Origin of the sequence: Paraburkholderia sp. Ac-20342, from assembly GCF_017104985.1 — a bacterium.
Lineage (GTDB): Bacteria > Pseudomonadota > Gammaproteobacteria > Burkholderiales > Burkholderiaceae > Paraburkholderia.
The window spans coordinates 20,113-34,166 of the sequence record NZ_JAAGPQ010000033.1 but is presented as its reverse complement, the minus strand read 5'-3'; the positions used below and the strand labels follow the sequence as shown (position 1 = coordinate 34,166).

Below are 14,054 nucleotides of genomic sequence, written 5' to 3'. Positions count from 1 at the left end.
CATGAGCCTGCTCGAATTTTTCATCCAACGGCGCATCGCCACCGGCTTCCTGGCGCTCGGCGTGCTGCTGGCGGGCGTCGTCGCCTATTGGCTGCTGCCTGTCGCGTCACTGCCCCAGATCGATTTTCCGACGATCCAGATTTCCGCCCAACTGCCCGGCGCGAGCGCGGAGACCATGGCGAGTTCGGTCGCCTCGCCGCTCGAATGGCAATTGTCGAATATTGCGGGCATCACCGAAATGACCTCGTCCAGTTCGCTCGGGACGACGTCGATCACGGTCCAGTTCGACCTGTCGCGCAATATCGACGGTGCCGCGCAGGACGTGCAAACCGCCATCAATGCAGCGGGCGGCGTACTGCCCAAGAACCTGCCCAACCCGCCGACTTACGAGAAGGTCAATCCCGCCAATTTCACGCTGCTCTCGCTGGCGGTGACCTCGCCGTCGCTCCCGCTCACCGAACTCGACCGCTACGCGGAAGACTTTCTTGCCCAGCAAATCTCGCAGATGCCGGGTGTCGGTCTCGTCGATTTCAACGGACAACAACGCCCCGCGGTGCGCATCCGTGTCGATCCCGACAAGCTCGCCGCACGCGGCCTGACGCTCGAGGACGTGCGCTCGATTGTCGGCGTGCAAACCGTCAACGCGCCCAAAGGCAGCCTGAACGGCCCGGACCGCTCGGTCGTGTTCAACGCCACCGATCAGCTCACGACGGCGGCCGAGTATCGCGGCCTCGTCGTCGCCTACAAGAACGGCGCGCCCGTGCGCCTCGAGGACCTCGGCACCGTGATCGACGCCTCCGAGGACACGCACCAGGCCGCGTGGTTGCAGCACGAGCGCGCCATCATCATCGATATCCATAAGCAGCCCGGCTACAACGTCGTCGACACCATCCGCAACATCGAGTCTCATTTGCCGGCGCTGGAAGCCTCGCTCCCCACGGCGGCCCATGTCCATGTCGTCGGGGACCGCACGCAGACGATCACGACCTCGCTGCACGACGTGCAATTCACGCTGATGTTGACGGTCGCCCTGGTCGTCATGGTGATTTTCGCGTTCGTGCGCAATCTGTGGGCGACCGTGATTCCGAGCCTGACGATTCCGCTGTCGCTGGTTGCCACCTTTGCCTTGATGTATCTGCTGGGCTTTAGCCTGAACAACCTGTCGCTGATGGGGCTCACGATTGCCGTGGGCTTTGTGGTCGACGATGCGATCGTGGTGATCGAGAACGTAATGCGGCATATCGAAGCCGGCGTGCCGCGCATGCGTGCCGCGCTGCTCGGGGTGCGCGAGGTGCGCTTTACCGTCATCTCGATGACCATTTCGCTGATTGCGGTATTCATCCCGATTCTGCTGATGGGCGGCATCGTCGGGCGTCTGTTCCGCGAATTCGCGATTACGGTCAGTGCCGCGGTCGTCATGTCGTGCTTCGTATCGCTCACCGTCACCCCCATGTTGTGCGGCTGGCTGATTCGCAAGCCCAACGGCGATCGGCTTCGCGAGAGCCGGCTCGTGCGGGGGCTGGAAATCGCCTTCGTCGCGATGGAGCGGCGCTATGAGCGCGGACTCGACTGGGTCTTGCGGCACCAGAAAACGATGCTCGGCGTGACGATTGCGACCGTGATCGCGACCGGGGCGTTGTTCGTGCTGATCCCGAAGGGGTTCTTTCCCGAGGAAGATTCGGGCCTGATCCAGGCGACACCGGAAGCCGCGACGGACATCTCGCCGCAGGCGATGGCCGTCAAGATCCAGCAACTCGGCCATATCATCGAAGCCGACCCGGCGGTCGATAACGTCTACTACTGGATCTCGGCGGATCCTACGGTGAGCGAAGGCCACATGATGATCAACCTGAAACCCGTCAATCAGCGCACGGTCACCGCCGCTCAGGTGCTACGCCGGCTCAAGCCCAAACTCGCGACGGTAATCGGTGTTTCGGTCACGATGCGGGTTCGGCAAGACATTCAGGTTGGCGCCCGCGCAAGCGCGGCACAATATCAGTACACCTTGCAATGTCCCGACGTCAATGAATTGAACCACTGGTCGCAGGTGCTGACCCAGCGCCTCTCCACCCTGCCGGAACTGGCCGACGTCACGTCCGATCAACAGGCTTCGGCCACCAGTGCCACGCTGGTCATCGATCGTGACACGGCCTCGCGCTTCGGCATTACCGCGCAGGCCATCGACGATACGCTGTACGACGCGTTTGGCCAGCGCCAGATTGCGACGCTCTATATGCAATCGGACCAGTATCACGTCATCGAGGAAGTCGACCCGAAATTCCAGTTGACGACGGAAGCGCTGGCCCACCTTTACGTGCGCTCGCCCCTGACCAGCCAACTGGTGCCGTTGAACACACTGGTGACGCTCGCCAACGGCGTATCGCCTGTTTCCGTAAACCATCAAGGCTTGTCCCCGGCAGTGACCATTTCGTTCAATCTGGCGCCCGGGCAGGCTCTGGGTGCCGCCATCACGGCCATCCGCCGCGCCGAGGTTGCCGTGCACAAGCCCGATGCCGTTATCGGAACCTTCCAGGGGACGGCCCAGGCTTTCCAGGCATCGCTGCATAGCGAGCCGTATCTGATCCTGGGGGCGCTGGTTGTCGTCTATCTGGTGCTGGGCATACTTTACGAAAGCGCGATCCACCCCTTGACCATCATCTCGACGCTACCGTCCGCCGGCGTGGGGGCGCTGTGTACGCTGATGTTGTGCGGCCAGGATCTCTCGATCATGGCGATGGTGGGCATCGTTTTGCTGATCGGCATCGTCAAGAAGAACGCGATCATGATGATCGACTTTGCACTGGTGGCCGAGCGGGAACAAGGCCTGCCGCCCACGGCCGCGATCCGCCAGGCCTGCGTGCAGCGCTTTCGCCCCATCATGATGACGACGCTGGCGGCCCTGTTCGGCGCCTTGCCGCTGGCGCTGGGACAGGGTGCGGGTGCCGAATTGCGCGTCCCCCTGGGGATTGCGATCGTCGGCGGCCTGGTATTCTCGCAAATGCTGACGCTCTTCACCACGCCGGTCGTCCACCTCTGGTTCGACAGGCTGGCAAACTGGATCGACAGGAAACCGGGGGGCGCGAAATCAAAGGTGGTTGCGGAAAATCAGACGGTTGGGTAGGCGGATCGGTCGGGTGCGGAAAACGACGGCGGTTCGCACCCTTGACCGCCATCTCCGGCCTGCCATATCGTAGAGCCGAACGCGCCCTCCACCTAGAATCGATGAATAATCGCCACACGCGCAGCTAATTGCCGGTTCGTAGTCGACATATTGCCGACCACGCCCTGATAAAGGTCCGCGCCCTTCGCATCGCCGCTCGCCAGCTGCAATGCGACGACCCCGTACACTTCCGTGCGCTTCGACAAACTGTAGTCCGCACCGACAATGACGCGATGGTACTTCGGTACTGCGCCCGAATAATCCACGTGCCCGATCGTGTAGAGATACCCCGCGCCCAGCTTCAACGCGGGCCTGACGAAGTACGTATACGACACGTTGTAAAACTCGAAGCTCACATCGCTTTTGGTGCCGTTTGCCTGGCTAAACAGGATGCGCGTATAGAGCGCCCCGATGACACCATTACCCACCTGGTAGGTCGCACCGGCCCCATACGTTTGCACGTCTTTCGGATGTCCCACGTAGCTCCATGGGCCGGTAGCACCGATGGCCGAACCCGTCGTGTTGGCAACGTAATGCCCATCGGCGAACTGGTCCGCCGGATCTTTTGCATGGAAGTAGGCCACGCCGAGTTTGAGCGGACCATAAATGTAGTTCACGCCCGCGCTCAAAACGCCTGTCGTGCCGACCTGGTCATATGCGGTGGGCGAACTGAATCCGTACACGCCGCCGAACCTGAATCCATAAACGTCACCGCTCGCGTATTTGATGCTGTTATTCGTTCGTACCGTGTTGCCGATATTGTCCATGTCGCCGCTACCGTGCGTCGCCATTCCGCCCCACTGGTTTCCGTCGCCGGCGAACTGCAGGTAATCGACGATCGAATCATACTGTCGCCCGAGCGTGACGGTGCCAAAGCGATTGCTGGTGATCCCGACATAGGCGGTTCGGCCAAAAGCAAGGCCGCCCTGCCCCAAGGTTCCGTTGGTAACGTTGAATCCGCTTTCCAGCTTGAAGATCGTCTTCAGGCCACCGCCCAGATCCTCGCTGCCGATCAGCCCCCACCGGCTTCCGGAAATCCCCGTCGACACGCCGTCGCGCATGGCGACGAGAGATTTGCCACCACTGTTGTTCACATAATCGATGCCGGTTTCGATAAGGCCATACAGCGTGACGGTACTTTGTGCGTAAGCATGCTGCGAGAGCAGGCATGCGAGCGCGGTTCCGAACATGATTTTCTTCATCTTCCCCTCATCGTTGTAGTTCGACCGGATTTCATCCAGCCAAATCATTTAGTAATACGATTTAATGAGCGCAAATAAATAGATGCATGAATGCAATGCCGAGCCGAATCAGGTACTGCGACCGTTCCCGGCGATGCAGGCCGATTCCACGAAAAGCCCGCGGCTGACGAAGTGCCGGTAAGGCGACGGCGTGGCGGCATCGCCGGGCTTCAACTCAAGCCAGGCCCGATAGGCCGACTCCGTTTCCCAGCCCGTCACCGTCGTGATCGCCGACGCATCTTTCGGGTCCGATGTCCGGTAGCGGAACAGGAATCCATCGACCTGCGCCATCAACTTGCCGTTGCGCTCGATGCGCTCGACGGCATCGGCCTCGCGGCCCGGATGACAGAAATGATCGACAATGACAAGAAAGGCCATGCTCATCCCCAAGGTTCATGTGCGTACGGCCATCGCCCTTTACAGAGCGATGCGGAAAAGGCGGAAATCCATCGGTCTCCTAGGCAAGCCATACTTCTTCGCACAGTCGCAACCCGGCGGCTTCCGAAAAAGGATGGGGAACGACGCCTTGCACGTTCGCGGCGCGTCCGTCGAGAAAATCCACGAATACCGGAATGGTTCTGCCGTCCGCGTCCCACAGAATCTTCTGCACCTGCGCATACAGTTCGGCCCGTTTGGGTCCATCCGGCGTGCGCCGTGCCTCCAGCGCCAGGGCATCCAGTTTCGGATTCCGGTAGCCGGTCTCCGGCTGCGGCGAATTCGACAGGCTGACACTGCGTAGTTCCAGATCCAGCGTCGCGCGCGGAAACCAGTTGGTCACGTTAAACGCCTTCTTTCCGCTGACCTGTGCGTAATAGCCTTCCGCCGGCAAGCGCGTGAGGTTGATCGGTATCCCGACCCGGCCCGCGGTTTCCTGCAGTTCCAGCGCAAAATCCGTCGCGGGCGCGCCGTAATTGACGTCCGACGTGAACAGGTTGAGTTGCCCGCTAAATCCCGACTTTTTGTAGTAGAACCGGGCCTTGTCCAGATCGAACTCGCGTTGCGGCAGATCATGGTCGTAATATCGGTCCCTGGGTCCGATCGGAAGATCATTGGCAACCTGCCCGTATCCGTTCAGTACGCGCTTGACCATCTCCGCGCGATCGACCGCATACTTGATCGCGGTGCGCAGATTGATATCGTCGAACGGCGCGCCATTGGCCATCGTGTTGATGCAGAGCTTTCGCGATGCCTTGGAATCGACCAGCTTTGCGCGAGGGTTCCGGTCGAGCAACGTGGCGGTACGTGCGTCAACCCGGTTGATGTAATGCGCGTCCCCCGAAATCAGCGCGTCCATGCGGGCGCCGGTATCCGAAATGCCGAACGTTTCGACCTCGTCCACATAGACGGTATCGGCCTTGTAGTGATTGGCAAACCGGCGCGCCACCATGCCGATACCGGGTCTGAACTCGACGAGTTCGAACGGGCCGGTGCCGACCGGACGATCCCAGTTGGCAAATCCCTCGGGAACGATGACCGTATGCGGATCACCGAGCAGCACGGGAAAGTCGGCGTTAGGCGCCTTCAGCGTCACGACGACCCGATCCACTCCGTCCTTGCGGATATCGGTGACGTCCGAGAAATACGAGCGCACCATCGACACGGAACCCGGCTGCCGATGAAGATTGAGCGAATAGACCACGTCCTCCGGAACCAGCGGCTTGCCGTTCTGGAACACCACGCCTTGTCTCAACCGGAACGACCAGACCGACATGTCGGCATTCGGGTTCCACTCGACGGCAAGATCGGGCGATGCCTGGAACTGCCTGTCCCACTTCACGAGCGGACTCATCAGCGAATAGACGCGCAGAAAGTCGAGGTTCTGGTTCATCCTCAAGGGATTGAGGGTGTCGTTGATGCTCTGCTGCGACCACGCGATGCGCAGACGGCCGCCACGCCGCGGCACGGAAGCCGCTGCCGCATCGGCATAGGTCAGCCCACCGCCGAGCGCCACGGCAACACCGGCCGCCGCCCCCAGGAAACCGCGCCGCGACATTTTTCCATCGTGAGCCCATTCGCCGTTCATGCGTCTTCTGTTCTCCGTTCGAGATAGTGGCCGGGACGGCTCGCGTTCGTCCGTCATGCCGCCAGACCCGGCATGCGCTCTTTCAGCCAGTCGGTCCTGAGTTCCGGTATCGCGTTAAATAGCGCCTGCGTGTACGGATGCCGCGGATGCGCAACCACCTCCGGCGACTGACCGGACTCCACCACCTGTCCCTGATGCATCACGTAGATCTGGTCGGCGAGTTTCGAGGCTTTCGAAACATCGTGAGTAATGAAAATGCAGGCCGTGCCGAGTTGCCTCCGCAGAGTCGACAACAACGCCAGGATGCGCGAACTGACGATCGAATCGAGCGCAGCCGTCACCTCGTCACAAACCAGCAGATCAGGCTCGGCCGCCAGCGCGCGCGCCAGGTTGGCGCGCTGTTTCTGCCCGCCGGACAATTGCGAAGGCAAGCGCTGCGCCACCTCCTCGGGCAGTTCGACGAGCCGCAGCAATTCGGCAACCCGCTTCTCGCGAGCCGCGCCCTTCAACCCGAAATACCGTTCCAGCGGCCGCCCGATTGCAGCCCCAACGGTAATGCGCGGATTCAATGCAAGGTCCGGATGCTGCAGCACCAGTTGCACGCCTCGCAGTTCCTCCATGCCGCGCCGCCGAAGCGACGGGGCAAGCGGCTTGCCATTCAGCAGCAACTCGCCGCTCGCGATAGGCAGCAACCCGGTCGCCACTCTCGCGAGCGTACTTTTGCCGGACCCCGATTCACCGACGATCGCAACGAATTCACCCCGGCGAACGGTCAGCGACACATCGTTCAGCGTCGGCTTGCCGCGGCCATACCTCGCGACTGCGTGGCGGATTTCGAGTACGGGCGCGCCGGGCGCGCCGGGCACACCGGGCACACCGGGCGCATCGGGCTCACTGGAAGCCACCGGCGCCTCGGCTGTCCTGTTCGACAGCCCCGCACTCGCCGCCGCAATCAGCTCGCGCGTATAGTCGCACTGCGGTGACGTCAGCAGTTGCCGCGCCTCGCCTTCCTCGACCTTCCCGCCATGACGCAACACGACGATCCGGTCTGCCATCTGGGCAACGACCGCCAGATCGTGGCTGATATACAGGCACGCCACCTTTTCCTGCCGGATGATGCGCTTGAGCGAAGCGAGCACGCCCAACTGCGTGGTCACGTCGATCGCCGTCGTCGGCTCGTCCAGAACCAGCAACTCCGGCCGGCACATCAGCGCCATGACGGTCATCAGGCGCTGCAACTGACCTCCGCTCAGTTCATGGGGAAACCGGCGCATCATCTCGTCCGCCGCGCCGAGCCCCATGCTTCTCGCGAGTTCCAACGCACGCCCGTATGCGACCCTGCGATTGCCCTTGCCGTGAACGGCGGTGGCCTCCATGATCTGGTCGACGATCCGGATAGCCGGATTGAAGGCGGTGGCCGCGCTCTGCGCGATATACGCCACCTTGGCGCCGCGCACGAGACGTGCCCCGCGTTGTCCTATCCGCGCAAGATCGCTGCCGCGGAACATGATCCGTCCGCCGGCAAGACGGCATCCCGCGCGGGCATAGCCTAGCGCCGCGAGACCAATAGTCGACTTCCCGGCGCCCGATTCGCCGATCAGCGCCACCACCTCGCCCTGTTGTACCGACAGGCTGAAGTCATTCACGAGCGTACCCGACGACACCGATACGTTCAGGTTTTCGAAACGCATCAATTCGCTCATGCCAGGAACTCCGTGGAAATATCGCGCTGCGAGCGCCGCAGAAACCAGTCCACCAGTTTGTTGGCCGAAAACGTGACCGAGAAAATCGCGAGTGCGGGAAACACCGCCGCAATCGACCCCAGGCGCAATCCGGCCAGGTTCTCGCGCACCATCATTCCCCAGTCCGCGGCTGGCGGCTGGACCCCCAATCCCAGGAAGCTGACGGCACTCAACAACATGACCGTCGCGGCGAAGCGCACGCCGAAGTCGGTCAGCAGCGGCGGGTAGGCATTCGGGAGTGCCTCGCGGAACAGAATCCAGAAGACGCTTTCTCCGCGCAAATGCGCGAGATCGACGTAGTCGCGTGCCAGGTTGTCCAACCCCACGGCCCGGGCCACGCGATACACGCGCACGGATTCGATCAGGCCGACGGTGCAGACCAGCACCATTTCAGACGACCCGAGCGCGGAGACGCAAACCAGCGCAAACATGATCGTCGGCAGTGCCATCAGCCCGTCCATCACACGCCCGATGGCCTCGTCGATCCAGCCCTTCGCATAGGCCGAAAAAAAGCCGATCGTGATACCGACGCCGGAAGCGATCAGGTTCGCGGCAACCGCGAGCACGATGGTCGTGCGCGAACCGAAGATGATCCGCGAAAGCATGTCGCGGCCGAAATAGTCCATCCCGAGGATCGCCCCATGCTGCGGCACACCGTAAGGATCCCCGATGATCTCGCGCTGCGACCACGGTGCGATCCATGGCGCGGCGAGGGCAACCAGTATCCAGAGCACGATCACGATCAGCGGCAGTTTCGGCACGCTCCCCGTCCGTCCGCCATGGAAAATGCGCGCGATATTCATGTCCTGCTCCGCAGTCTCGGACTGCCCGCCAGTGCCAGCAGATCCGTCGCCATGTTCAGGCCGACGTAGATCGTCCCGAACACCATCGCACAGCCCTGTACCAAAGGAAGATCCCGCACCGCCACGCTGTCGATCATCAGCTTGCCCATGCCCGCATAGGAGAAGATCACCTCCACCACCACGACCCCGCTGACGAGGTAGCCGAGACTGATGCCAATCACGTTGGCGATCGGCCCGATCGCGTTCGGCAACGCGTGGCGCACGAGAATCCTCGAACGGGGAACGCCCTTGAGCAGCGCCATCTCCACATACGGCGAGCCGAGCACGTTGAGGATGGAGCTGCGCGTCATGCGCGTCGTCGGCGCAAAGACCGAAATGACCAGCGTCATCACCGGCAGCGCGAGGCGCCGCAGATGCGAACCGAGCGTCACCTCGCCGAACATGTAGGAGGTCGCGGGCAACCAGCCCAACTGCACCGAGAACACGAGAATCAGAAACGCGGCGAACATGAACTCCGGTCCCGACGCGGTAATCAGGCTGGTGTTCGTAATCAGCCGGTCGGGCCAGGTTCCGGCTCGCGCCGCTGCGTAAAGACCCAGCGCCACCGCCAAAGGCAGGGCCACGAGAGCCGTCAGGCCACCGAGCAGCAGCGTGGCCGGCAAGCGCGACGCAATGAGCGCCGACACGCTGCGGCCGCTTGCATAGGACTTGCCGAGATTGCCGTGCAGCGCGCCCGACACCCACGTCAGATATTGCGTGTAGAGCGGCCTGTCGAGGCCCGCGTCATGGCGAAACGCCGTGAGCGTCTGCGGCGTGGCGTCCTGCCCGAGCACCACCTCCGCCACGTCTCCCGGCAACAGATGCGTACCCGCGAAGATGAGCAGCGAGACGAACACGAGCGTGCCGATCCCGAACGCGACCCGCCGCAGCAGGACACGCATTACGCGCCAGCCGACTGCTCCGAACCGCCATGAGCGCCGCCGAACGTCCGGCGCATGACCTGGATCTGGTCTCGCATCGACAATGTCGGCCAACTTTTGCATGCGCTTGCCCTGTCTATGTTAAGTGCGATGAAATTCGGTCCTTCGGCCTCGATCAGCGTGGCGATGCGCGCGCGCAGATCGTCGACGTCGTCGATGCGCGTGCTGTTCCTGAAGCCCGAGGCCTGCGCGAGCGCAACGAAATCGGCCGTGGCGGCACCGGGAATCGGCTGGTTGCCGGACGTTTCGTAAAGGCCGTTGTTCATCACGATCAGCGTGTAATTGCGCGCACGCGCTTCGCCGATCGTCACCAGCGTGGCCAGTTGCATCGTCACGCAACCGTCGCCGTCGACGGTCACGACACGTTTGTCCGGCGCACCGAGCGCCATGCCGAGACCCAGCGACGAGGCGCTGCCCATGCAGCCGAGCATGTCGATATGCAACGGTGCCTCGGGATCGAGCGCATGCCATACAGGCGTGGCCTGCATGGTGGCAACCGACAGATACTGGTTCTTGCGGCACACGTCCGCCAGAATCCGGATGACTTCCTCTCGCAACATATGCTCAGACTCCGGTAGGAATGGGGACAACGAGTGCCCAGGGGGACTGCTGCTGCAATGCCTGCTCGTACACGTCGGGAATCTTCCCGAGATCGGCGTCATGCCACAGCCGCAGCGACGGCACGCCCCACATGTCGAGCGTCGGTTCGAGCAGCCGCACCATGCGCTGCGGGTGCTGCTCCATCGGCGTCGCCGCCTTGTTGCCGTACTGGCCGATCAGCATGACGGTCGGCACGCCGGCGTCGAGCGAGATGCCGCGAATCGTGTTGAGGCACGCATAGAAGCCGTTGTTCTGAATCGTCAGCAGCGGCCTGTGGCCCATCGCATACAGCCCGGCATTGATGCCGATCGCTTCGTCCTCGCTGCATGCATAGACGGTCTGCAGGTCGGGCGCGGCTTCGATCGCCGCGATGAAGGTTTCCTGATACGTGTCGGGTACGATGACCACGTGCGAAATACGCGCCTGTCGCAGAACCTCGACAAGCCGTGCCGCGCTCAAGGGTGTGGGAATCTCGTGTTGATCTGTCATGTCAGCCTGCCTGCCTCGATAGTTCGCTTTCGGTGGTCATCTCGCAGTCCGCGTTACGTCTCGCGGTATCGCTGAGAATCTGGTGCGCGGCGTTGTGCCCCGGAATGCCCGAGACGAATCCGGCCGGCCAGGTGCCGGTGCCGCAGAAGTAGAGTCCGTCGACCGGCGCGCGGTAATCGGACATGCCGGCCATCGGCCGCAACGAGAACATCTGCCCGGCCAGGTTGTCGCCCTGGATCACGTTGCCTTCCAGCAGCCCGTACTCGTTCTCGAGATCGAGCGGGCTCATGTAGCGGTGATCGACGATGCTGTCCTTGATGCCCGGCATGTATTCGTCGAGCACCTTGATGCACCGGTCGCCGAACGCGTCGCGAGTGGCGGCATCCCATACGCCGTCCTTCAGTGCATAGGGCGCGTGCCAAACGTTGATACTGAGCAGATGGCGCCCCGGGGGCGCGAGGTCGGGATCGATCATCGACGGACAGAGCCCCCACATGAGCGGCCGCTCGGACGGCACGCCATGCTTCGCCTGGTCGAAGGCGCGGTCCATGTATTCGACGCTGGGCGCAATCCGGAACTGGCAACTGGCGATCTGGCGGGTTTCCTCGTCCGTCGCGCCATCGGCGACATGCGGCGGTCGATCGAGCGACAGCGCGATCTTGAACGCGGACCCTTTCATCGGAATCCGGCGCACGCGCTCCAGCGTGTTGGCGCGAATCGCACCGGCGGGCAGCAGATCGAGCAGCGTGGTCTTGGGATTGGCATTCGAGACGACGACGGGAGCCCGGAAGCACTCTCCACTCGCCGTTTCCACGCCAACGGCCGCGCCGTTCTCGACGAGAATCCGCCGCACCGCGACGTCGGTCCGGATCTCCCCGCCGGCCTCGACGACCGCGCGAGCCATCGCCGCGATGATCGCGCCCATGCCGCCCTTCGGAAAACCGGTCGAACCCCGCAGCGGCATCAGCCGTGGATCGTCGGGCGAGGTCGGCTTACGTGCCGCGAGCGAAAGCGGGCGGATCAGCATGGGGACCGCGGTGCCCGGCGTGCTTGGCCCCGCCTGAACGGCCACGCAGCCGCGGATCGCGATCAGTGCCCTCGCCTCTTCCGACTGCAGCCACTCTTCCGCGAGGTCCCGGATACTGCCGAAGAAAAACTTGCCGAACGCGTCCTCCAGTTCCGGCGAATCGATCTTTGCCAGCATGTCGCGCAACGAAGGCGGCGGCTCGAACGGCGAGACGCCGAGTGCCTGGGCGAACCGGTCGACGTACGCCAGCAGACCGAAGAAGCGCTCCTCGTCTCCTTTCGCAAAGCTGGCAAGCTGCTCCCGCACGCGGTTCTGATCGCGCCAGCCGACAAAGTAACGTCCCGTGTCGAACCGCGTGAACAACGTGGGGTCGGTGGAAATGAAGCGGAGCCCATGACGCTCCAGCTGCATGTCGGCGGCAATCGTCTGTTCGAGCGAGCCCGTCGAATTGGTAATCGAAGAACGATGCCCCGGAAAGTACTCGACCGTGCCGCACGGGCCGCCGAGCGCGCGACGACGCTCCAGAACCAGCACGCGCCGTCCCGCGCGCGCCAGATAGAAAGCACTGACGAGGCCGTTATGGCCGCCGCCGATCACGATGGCGTCATAGGTAGGATGTTTGGTTGATCTTGGGGACATTATCGACATGGATTGCAGGACCTGGATTGGTTGATTCCCTGTTGATTCCTACGACGAACAAAGCCCGCGCATCCGTCGGCTCGTTCCGTACACTTCCACTGCTCACTGCGAGATTGCGGGTGCCGCGACCGGACTCATCGGCTGCAGCGTGTTCTACAGGCACCGTTGCGGCACGCAATGCACCACGCTCCTGTGCGAGGGATATCCCTGGCCGGCTCCGGCCACGCGGCCCTCTCCATCCCCAGCGTTCCCATACAGAGAAATTGGGATGATCGTAAGGTGCGGAGTAGAATAAAAAAAGTTTAATTTTTTAATCTTTCGATTTACTTTACTTATATGGCCGAGCAACTTCCCGATGTCAAGATGACGCAGATCCGGCACTTCGTCTCGGTCGTGGAGCATGGCGGATTCAAGGCCGCCGCCGCCGCGGTATTTCGCAGCCAGCCGGCGCTCTCGCTTTCGATCCGCGAGCTCGAAACCACCTTGGGCGCCCGGCTGCTCGAACGCGGCAACCGGGTGATGCTCACCGCGTTCGGCACGCTGTTCTATCGGGAAGCGAAATCGCTCGTCGAACACTACGACCGGGCCATCCAGGCGGCGATCGACGTTGCCCAGGTTCGCCTCGGGCGGGTCAAGATCGCCGCCGTGCCGTCCATTGCGCACGAAATCCTGCCCCGCGCCATCAGCCGCTTCGTACGCTCGTATCCGACCGTCAATCTGCATGTCGAAGACGGCTCGACGATCTACGTGCATGAGCGGGTGAAATCGGGAACGGTCGACTTCGGCATCGCGAGCGAACCGGACAGCAGCTCCGGCCTCAGGTTTTCGCCGCTCCTCGCGGATGCACTCTGCGCGGTCGTCCCGGCGGGTCACCCGCTGTTCAAAAGAAAAAAGCTGAAGTGGCCACAACTGGCCGCCAGCCGGATCATCGGCAACGGCATCATGCAGGCGCTGTCGCCCGATGTCCGGGCGGCGATCGGCCAGCCGGAATCGCTGTTCATCCCCAATACCACGACGCTGCTTGCCGCGGTGGAGAACGGCGTCGGCGTCACGGTTCTGCCCTTCCTCTCGAACCAGCACAACGGCGAGTCGCTCAGGTTCATCCCGCTCGAATCTCCACGCGTGGAGCGACTGGTCGGCATCGTGGAACCCGAGGACAAGTCGCCCAGCCCGGCCGCGCTAGCGCTGCGCAACGGCATTGTCGAAGAAGTACAGGCGCTCGCTCCATGCCCCGAGGTCAGGCGTCTGCGCAGCGGCTCGGCCTGAAAAGCGTGAGCCGGGGCACTGCCTCGGTCCTTCCGTCCCGGCACTGCACTGCAAACGCCCGCGAGTAGTGCACGGCCTCTCCCT

At 62.7% G+C, this 14,054-nt stretch carries 11 protein-coding genes; 2 read left to right on the top strand and 9 right to left on the bottom strand.

What is annotated here, in order from left to right:
* Nucleotide 1 precedes the first annotated feature (1 nt).
* Entirely contained in the window at nucleotides 2-3,121 is a 3,120-nt protein-coding gene (locus G3N58_RS15650) for an efflux RND transporter permease subunit (RefSeq protein ID WP_205999583.1), read from the top strand.
* Between the two features lie 92 nt (nucleotides 3,122-3,213).
* On the opposite strand, the gene G3N58_RS15645 is transcribed toward G3N58_RS15650, so the two are convergent.
* The 9 genes from G3N58_RS15645 to G3N58_RS15605 form a co-directional block, all read right to left on the bottom strand.
* Nucleotides 3,214-4,362 carry a porin gene (locus tag G3N58_RS15645; protein WP_167042067.1) on the bottom strand — a complete coding sequence of 383 codons (1,149 nt, stop codon included), beginning with the start codon at nucleotides 4,360-4,362 and terminating at the stop codon, nucleotides 3,214-3,216.
* A gap of 108 nt (nucleotides 4,363-4,470) precedes the next feature.
* On the bottom strand, nucleotides 4,471-4,779 hold the full coding sequence (locus tag G3N58_RS15640; protein ID WP_167042065.1) for an antibiotic biosynthesis monooxygenase: 309 nt from the start codon (nucleotides 4,777-4,779) through the stop codon (nucleotides 4,471-4,473).
* 79 nt (nucleotides 4,780-4,858) lie between these two features.
* Nucleotides 4,859-6,424, bottom strand: coding sequence for an ABC transporter substrate-binding protein (locus G3N58_RS15635; RefSeq protein ID WP_205999582.1), 1,566 nt, complete (start codon nucleotides 6,422-6,424; stop codon nucleotides 4,859-4,861).
* A 53-nt stretch (nucleotides 6,425-6,477) separates the two neighbouring features.
* Complete coding sequence (locus G3N58_RS15630; RefSeq protein WP_205999581.1) at nucleotides 6,478-8,127, bottom strand: ABC transporter ATP-binding protein; 1,650 nt, start codon at nucleotides 8,125-8,127, stop codon at nucleotides 6,478-6,480.
* Nucleotides 8,124-8,969: an ABC transporter permease gene (locus tag G3N58_RS15625; RefSeq protein ID WP_167042059.1), complete on the bottom strand. Its 846-nt coding sequence runs from the start codon at nucleotides 8,967-8,969 to the stop codon at nucleotides 8,124-8,126. The genes G3N58_RS15630 and G3N58_RS15625 overlap by 4 nt, the downstream gene beginning before the upstream one ends.
* Nucleotides 8,966-9,910, bottom strand: a complete 945-nt coding sequence (locus tag G3N58_RS15620) for an ABC transporter permease (RefSeq protein WP_167042057.1) — start codon at nucleotides 9,908-9,910, stop codon at nucleotides 8,966-8,968. Before G3N58_RS15620 ends, G3N58_RS15625 begins: the two co-directional genes overlap by 4 nt.
* Nucleotides 9,910-10,509, bottom strand: coding sequence for a thiamine pyrophosphate-dependent enzyme (locus tag G3N58_RS15615; RefSeq protein ID WP_205999580.1), 600 nt, complete (start codon nucleotides 10,507-10,509; stop codon nucleotides 9,910-9,912). Before G3N58_RS15615 ends, G3N58_RS15620 begins: the two co-directional genes overlap by 1 nt.
* Before the next feature lie 4 nt (nucleotides 10,510-10,513).
* Nucleotides 10,514-11,038, bottom strand: coding sequence for a thiamine pyrophosphate-binding protein (locus G3N58_RS15610; protein ID WP_167042054.1), 525 nt, complete (start codon nucleotides 11,036-11,038; stop codon nucleotides 10,514-10,516).
* 1 nt (nucleotide 11,039) lies between these two features.
* Nucleotides 11,040-12,704 (bottom strand): NAD(P)/FAD-dependent oxidoreductase, encoded by a 1,665-nt coding sequence (locus G3N58_RS15605; RefSeq protein ID WP_167284490.1) that lies wholly within the window; start codon nucleotides 12,702-12,704, stop codon nucleotides 11,040-11,042.
* A gap of 363 nt (nucleotides 12,705-13,067) precedes the next feature.
* On the opposite strand from G3N58_RS15605, the gene G3N58_RS15600 reads away from it, so the two are divergent.
* A complete protein-coding gene (locus tag G3N58_RS15600; RefSeq protein WP_205988838.1) occupies nucleotides 13,068-13,970 on the top strand; it encodes a LysR substrate-binding domain-containing protein in 903 nt (300 codons plus the stop codon).
* Nucleotides 13,971-14,054 lie beyond the last annotated feature (84 nt).

Coding starts and splice junctions, on each gene's coding strand:
- G3N58_RS15645 (WP_167042067.1), bottom strand. CDS start 4,362: ATGAAGAAAATCATGTTCGGAACCGCGCTCGCATGCCTGCTCTCGCAG.
- G3N58_RS15615 (WP_205999580.1), bottom strand. CDS start 10,509: ATGTTGCGAGAGGAAGTCATCCGGATTCTGGCGGACGTGTGCCGCAAG.
- G3N58_RS15640 (WP_167042065.1), bottom strand. CDS start 4,779: ATGGCCTTTCTTGTCATTGTCGATCATTTCTGTCATCCGGGCCGCGAG.
- G3N58_RS15605 (WP_167284490.1), bottom strand. CDS start 12,704: ATGTCCCCAAGATCAACCAAACATCCTACCTATGACGCCATCGTGATC.
- G3N58_RS15635 (WP_205999582.1), bottom strand. CDS start 6,424: ATGAACGGCGAATGGGCTCACGATGGAAAAATGTCGCGGCGCGGTTTC.
- G3N58_RS15600 (WP_205988838.1), top strand. CDS start 13,068: ATGACGCAGATCCGGCACTTCGTCTCGGTCGTGGAGCATGGCGGATTC.
- G3N58_RS15620 (WP_167042057.1), bottom strand. CDS start 9,910: ATGCGTGTCCTGCTGCGGCGGGTCGCGTTCGGGATCGGCACGCTCGTG.
- G3N58_RS15610 (WP_167042054.1), bottom strand. CDS start 11,038: ATGACAGATCAACACGAGATTCCCACACCCTTGAGCGCGGCACGGCTT.
- G3N58_RS15625 (WP_167042059.1), bottom strand. CDS start 8,969: ATGAATATCGCGCGCATTTTCCATGGCGGACGGACGGGGAGCGTGCCG.
- G3N58_RS15630 (WP_205999581.1), bottom strand. CDS start 8,127: ATGAGCGAATTGATGCGTTTCGAAAACCTGAACGTATCGGTGTCGTCG.
- G3N58_RS15650 (WP_205999583.1), top strand. CDS start 2: ATGAGCCTGCTCGAATTTTTCATCCAACGGCGCATCGCCACCGGCTTC.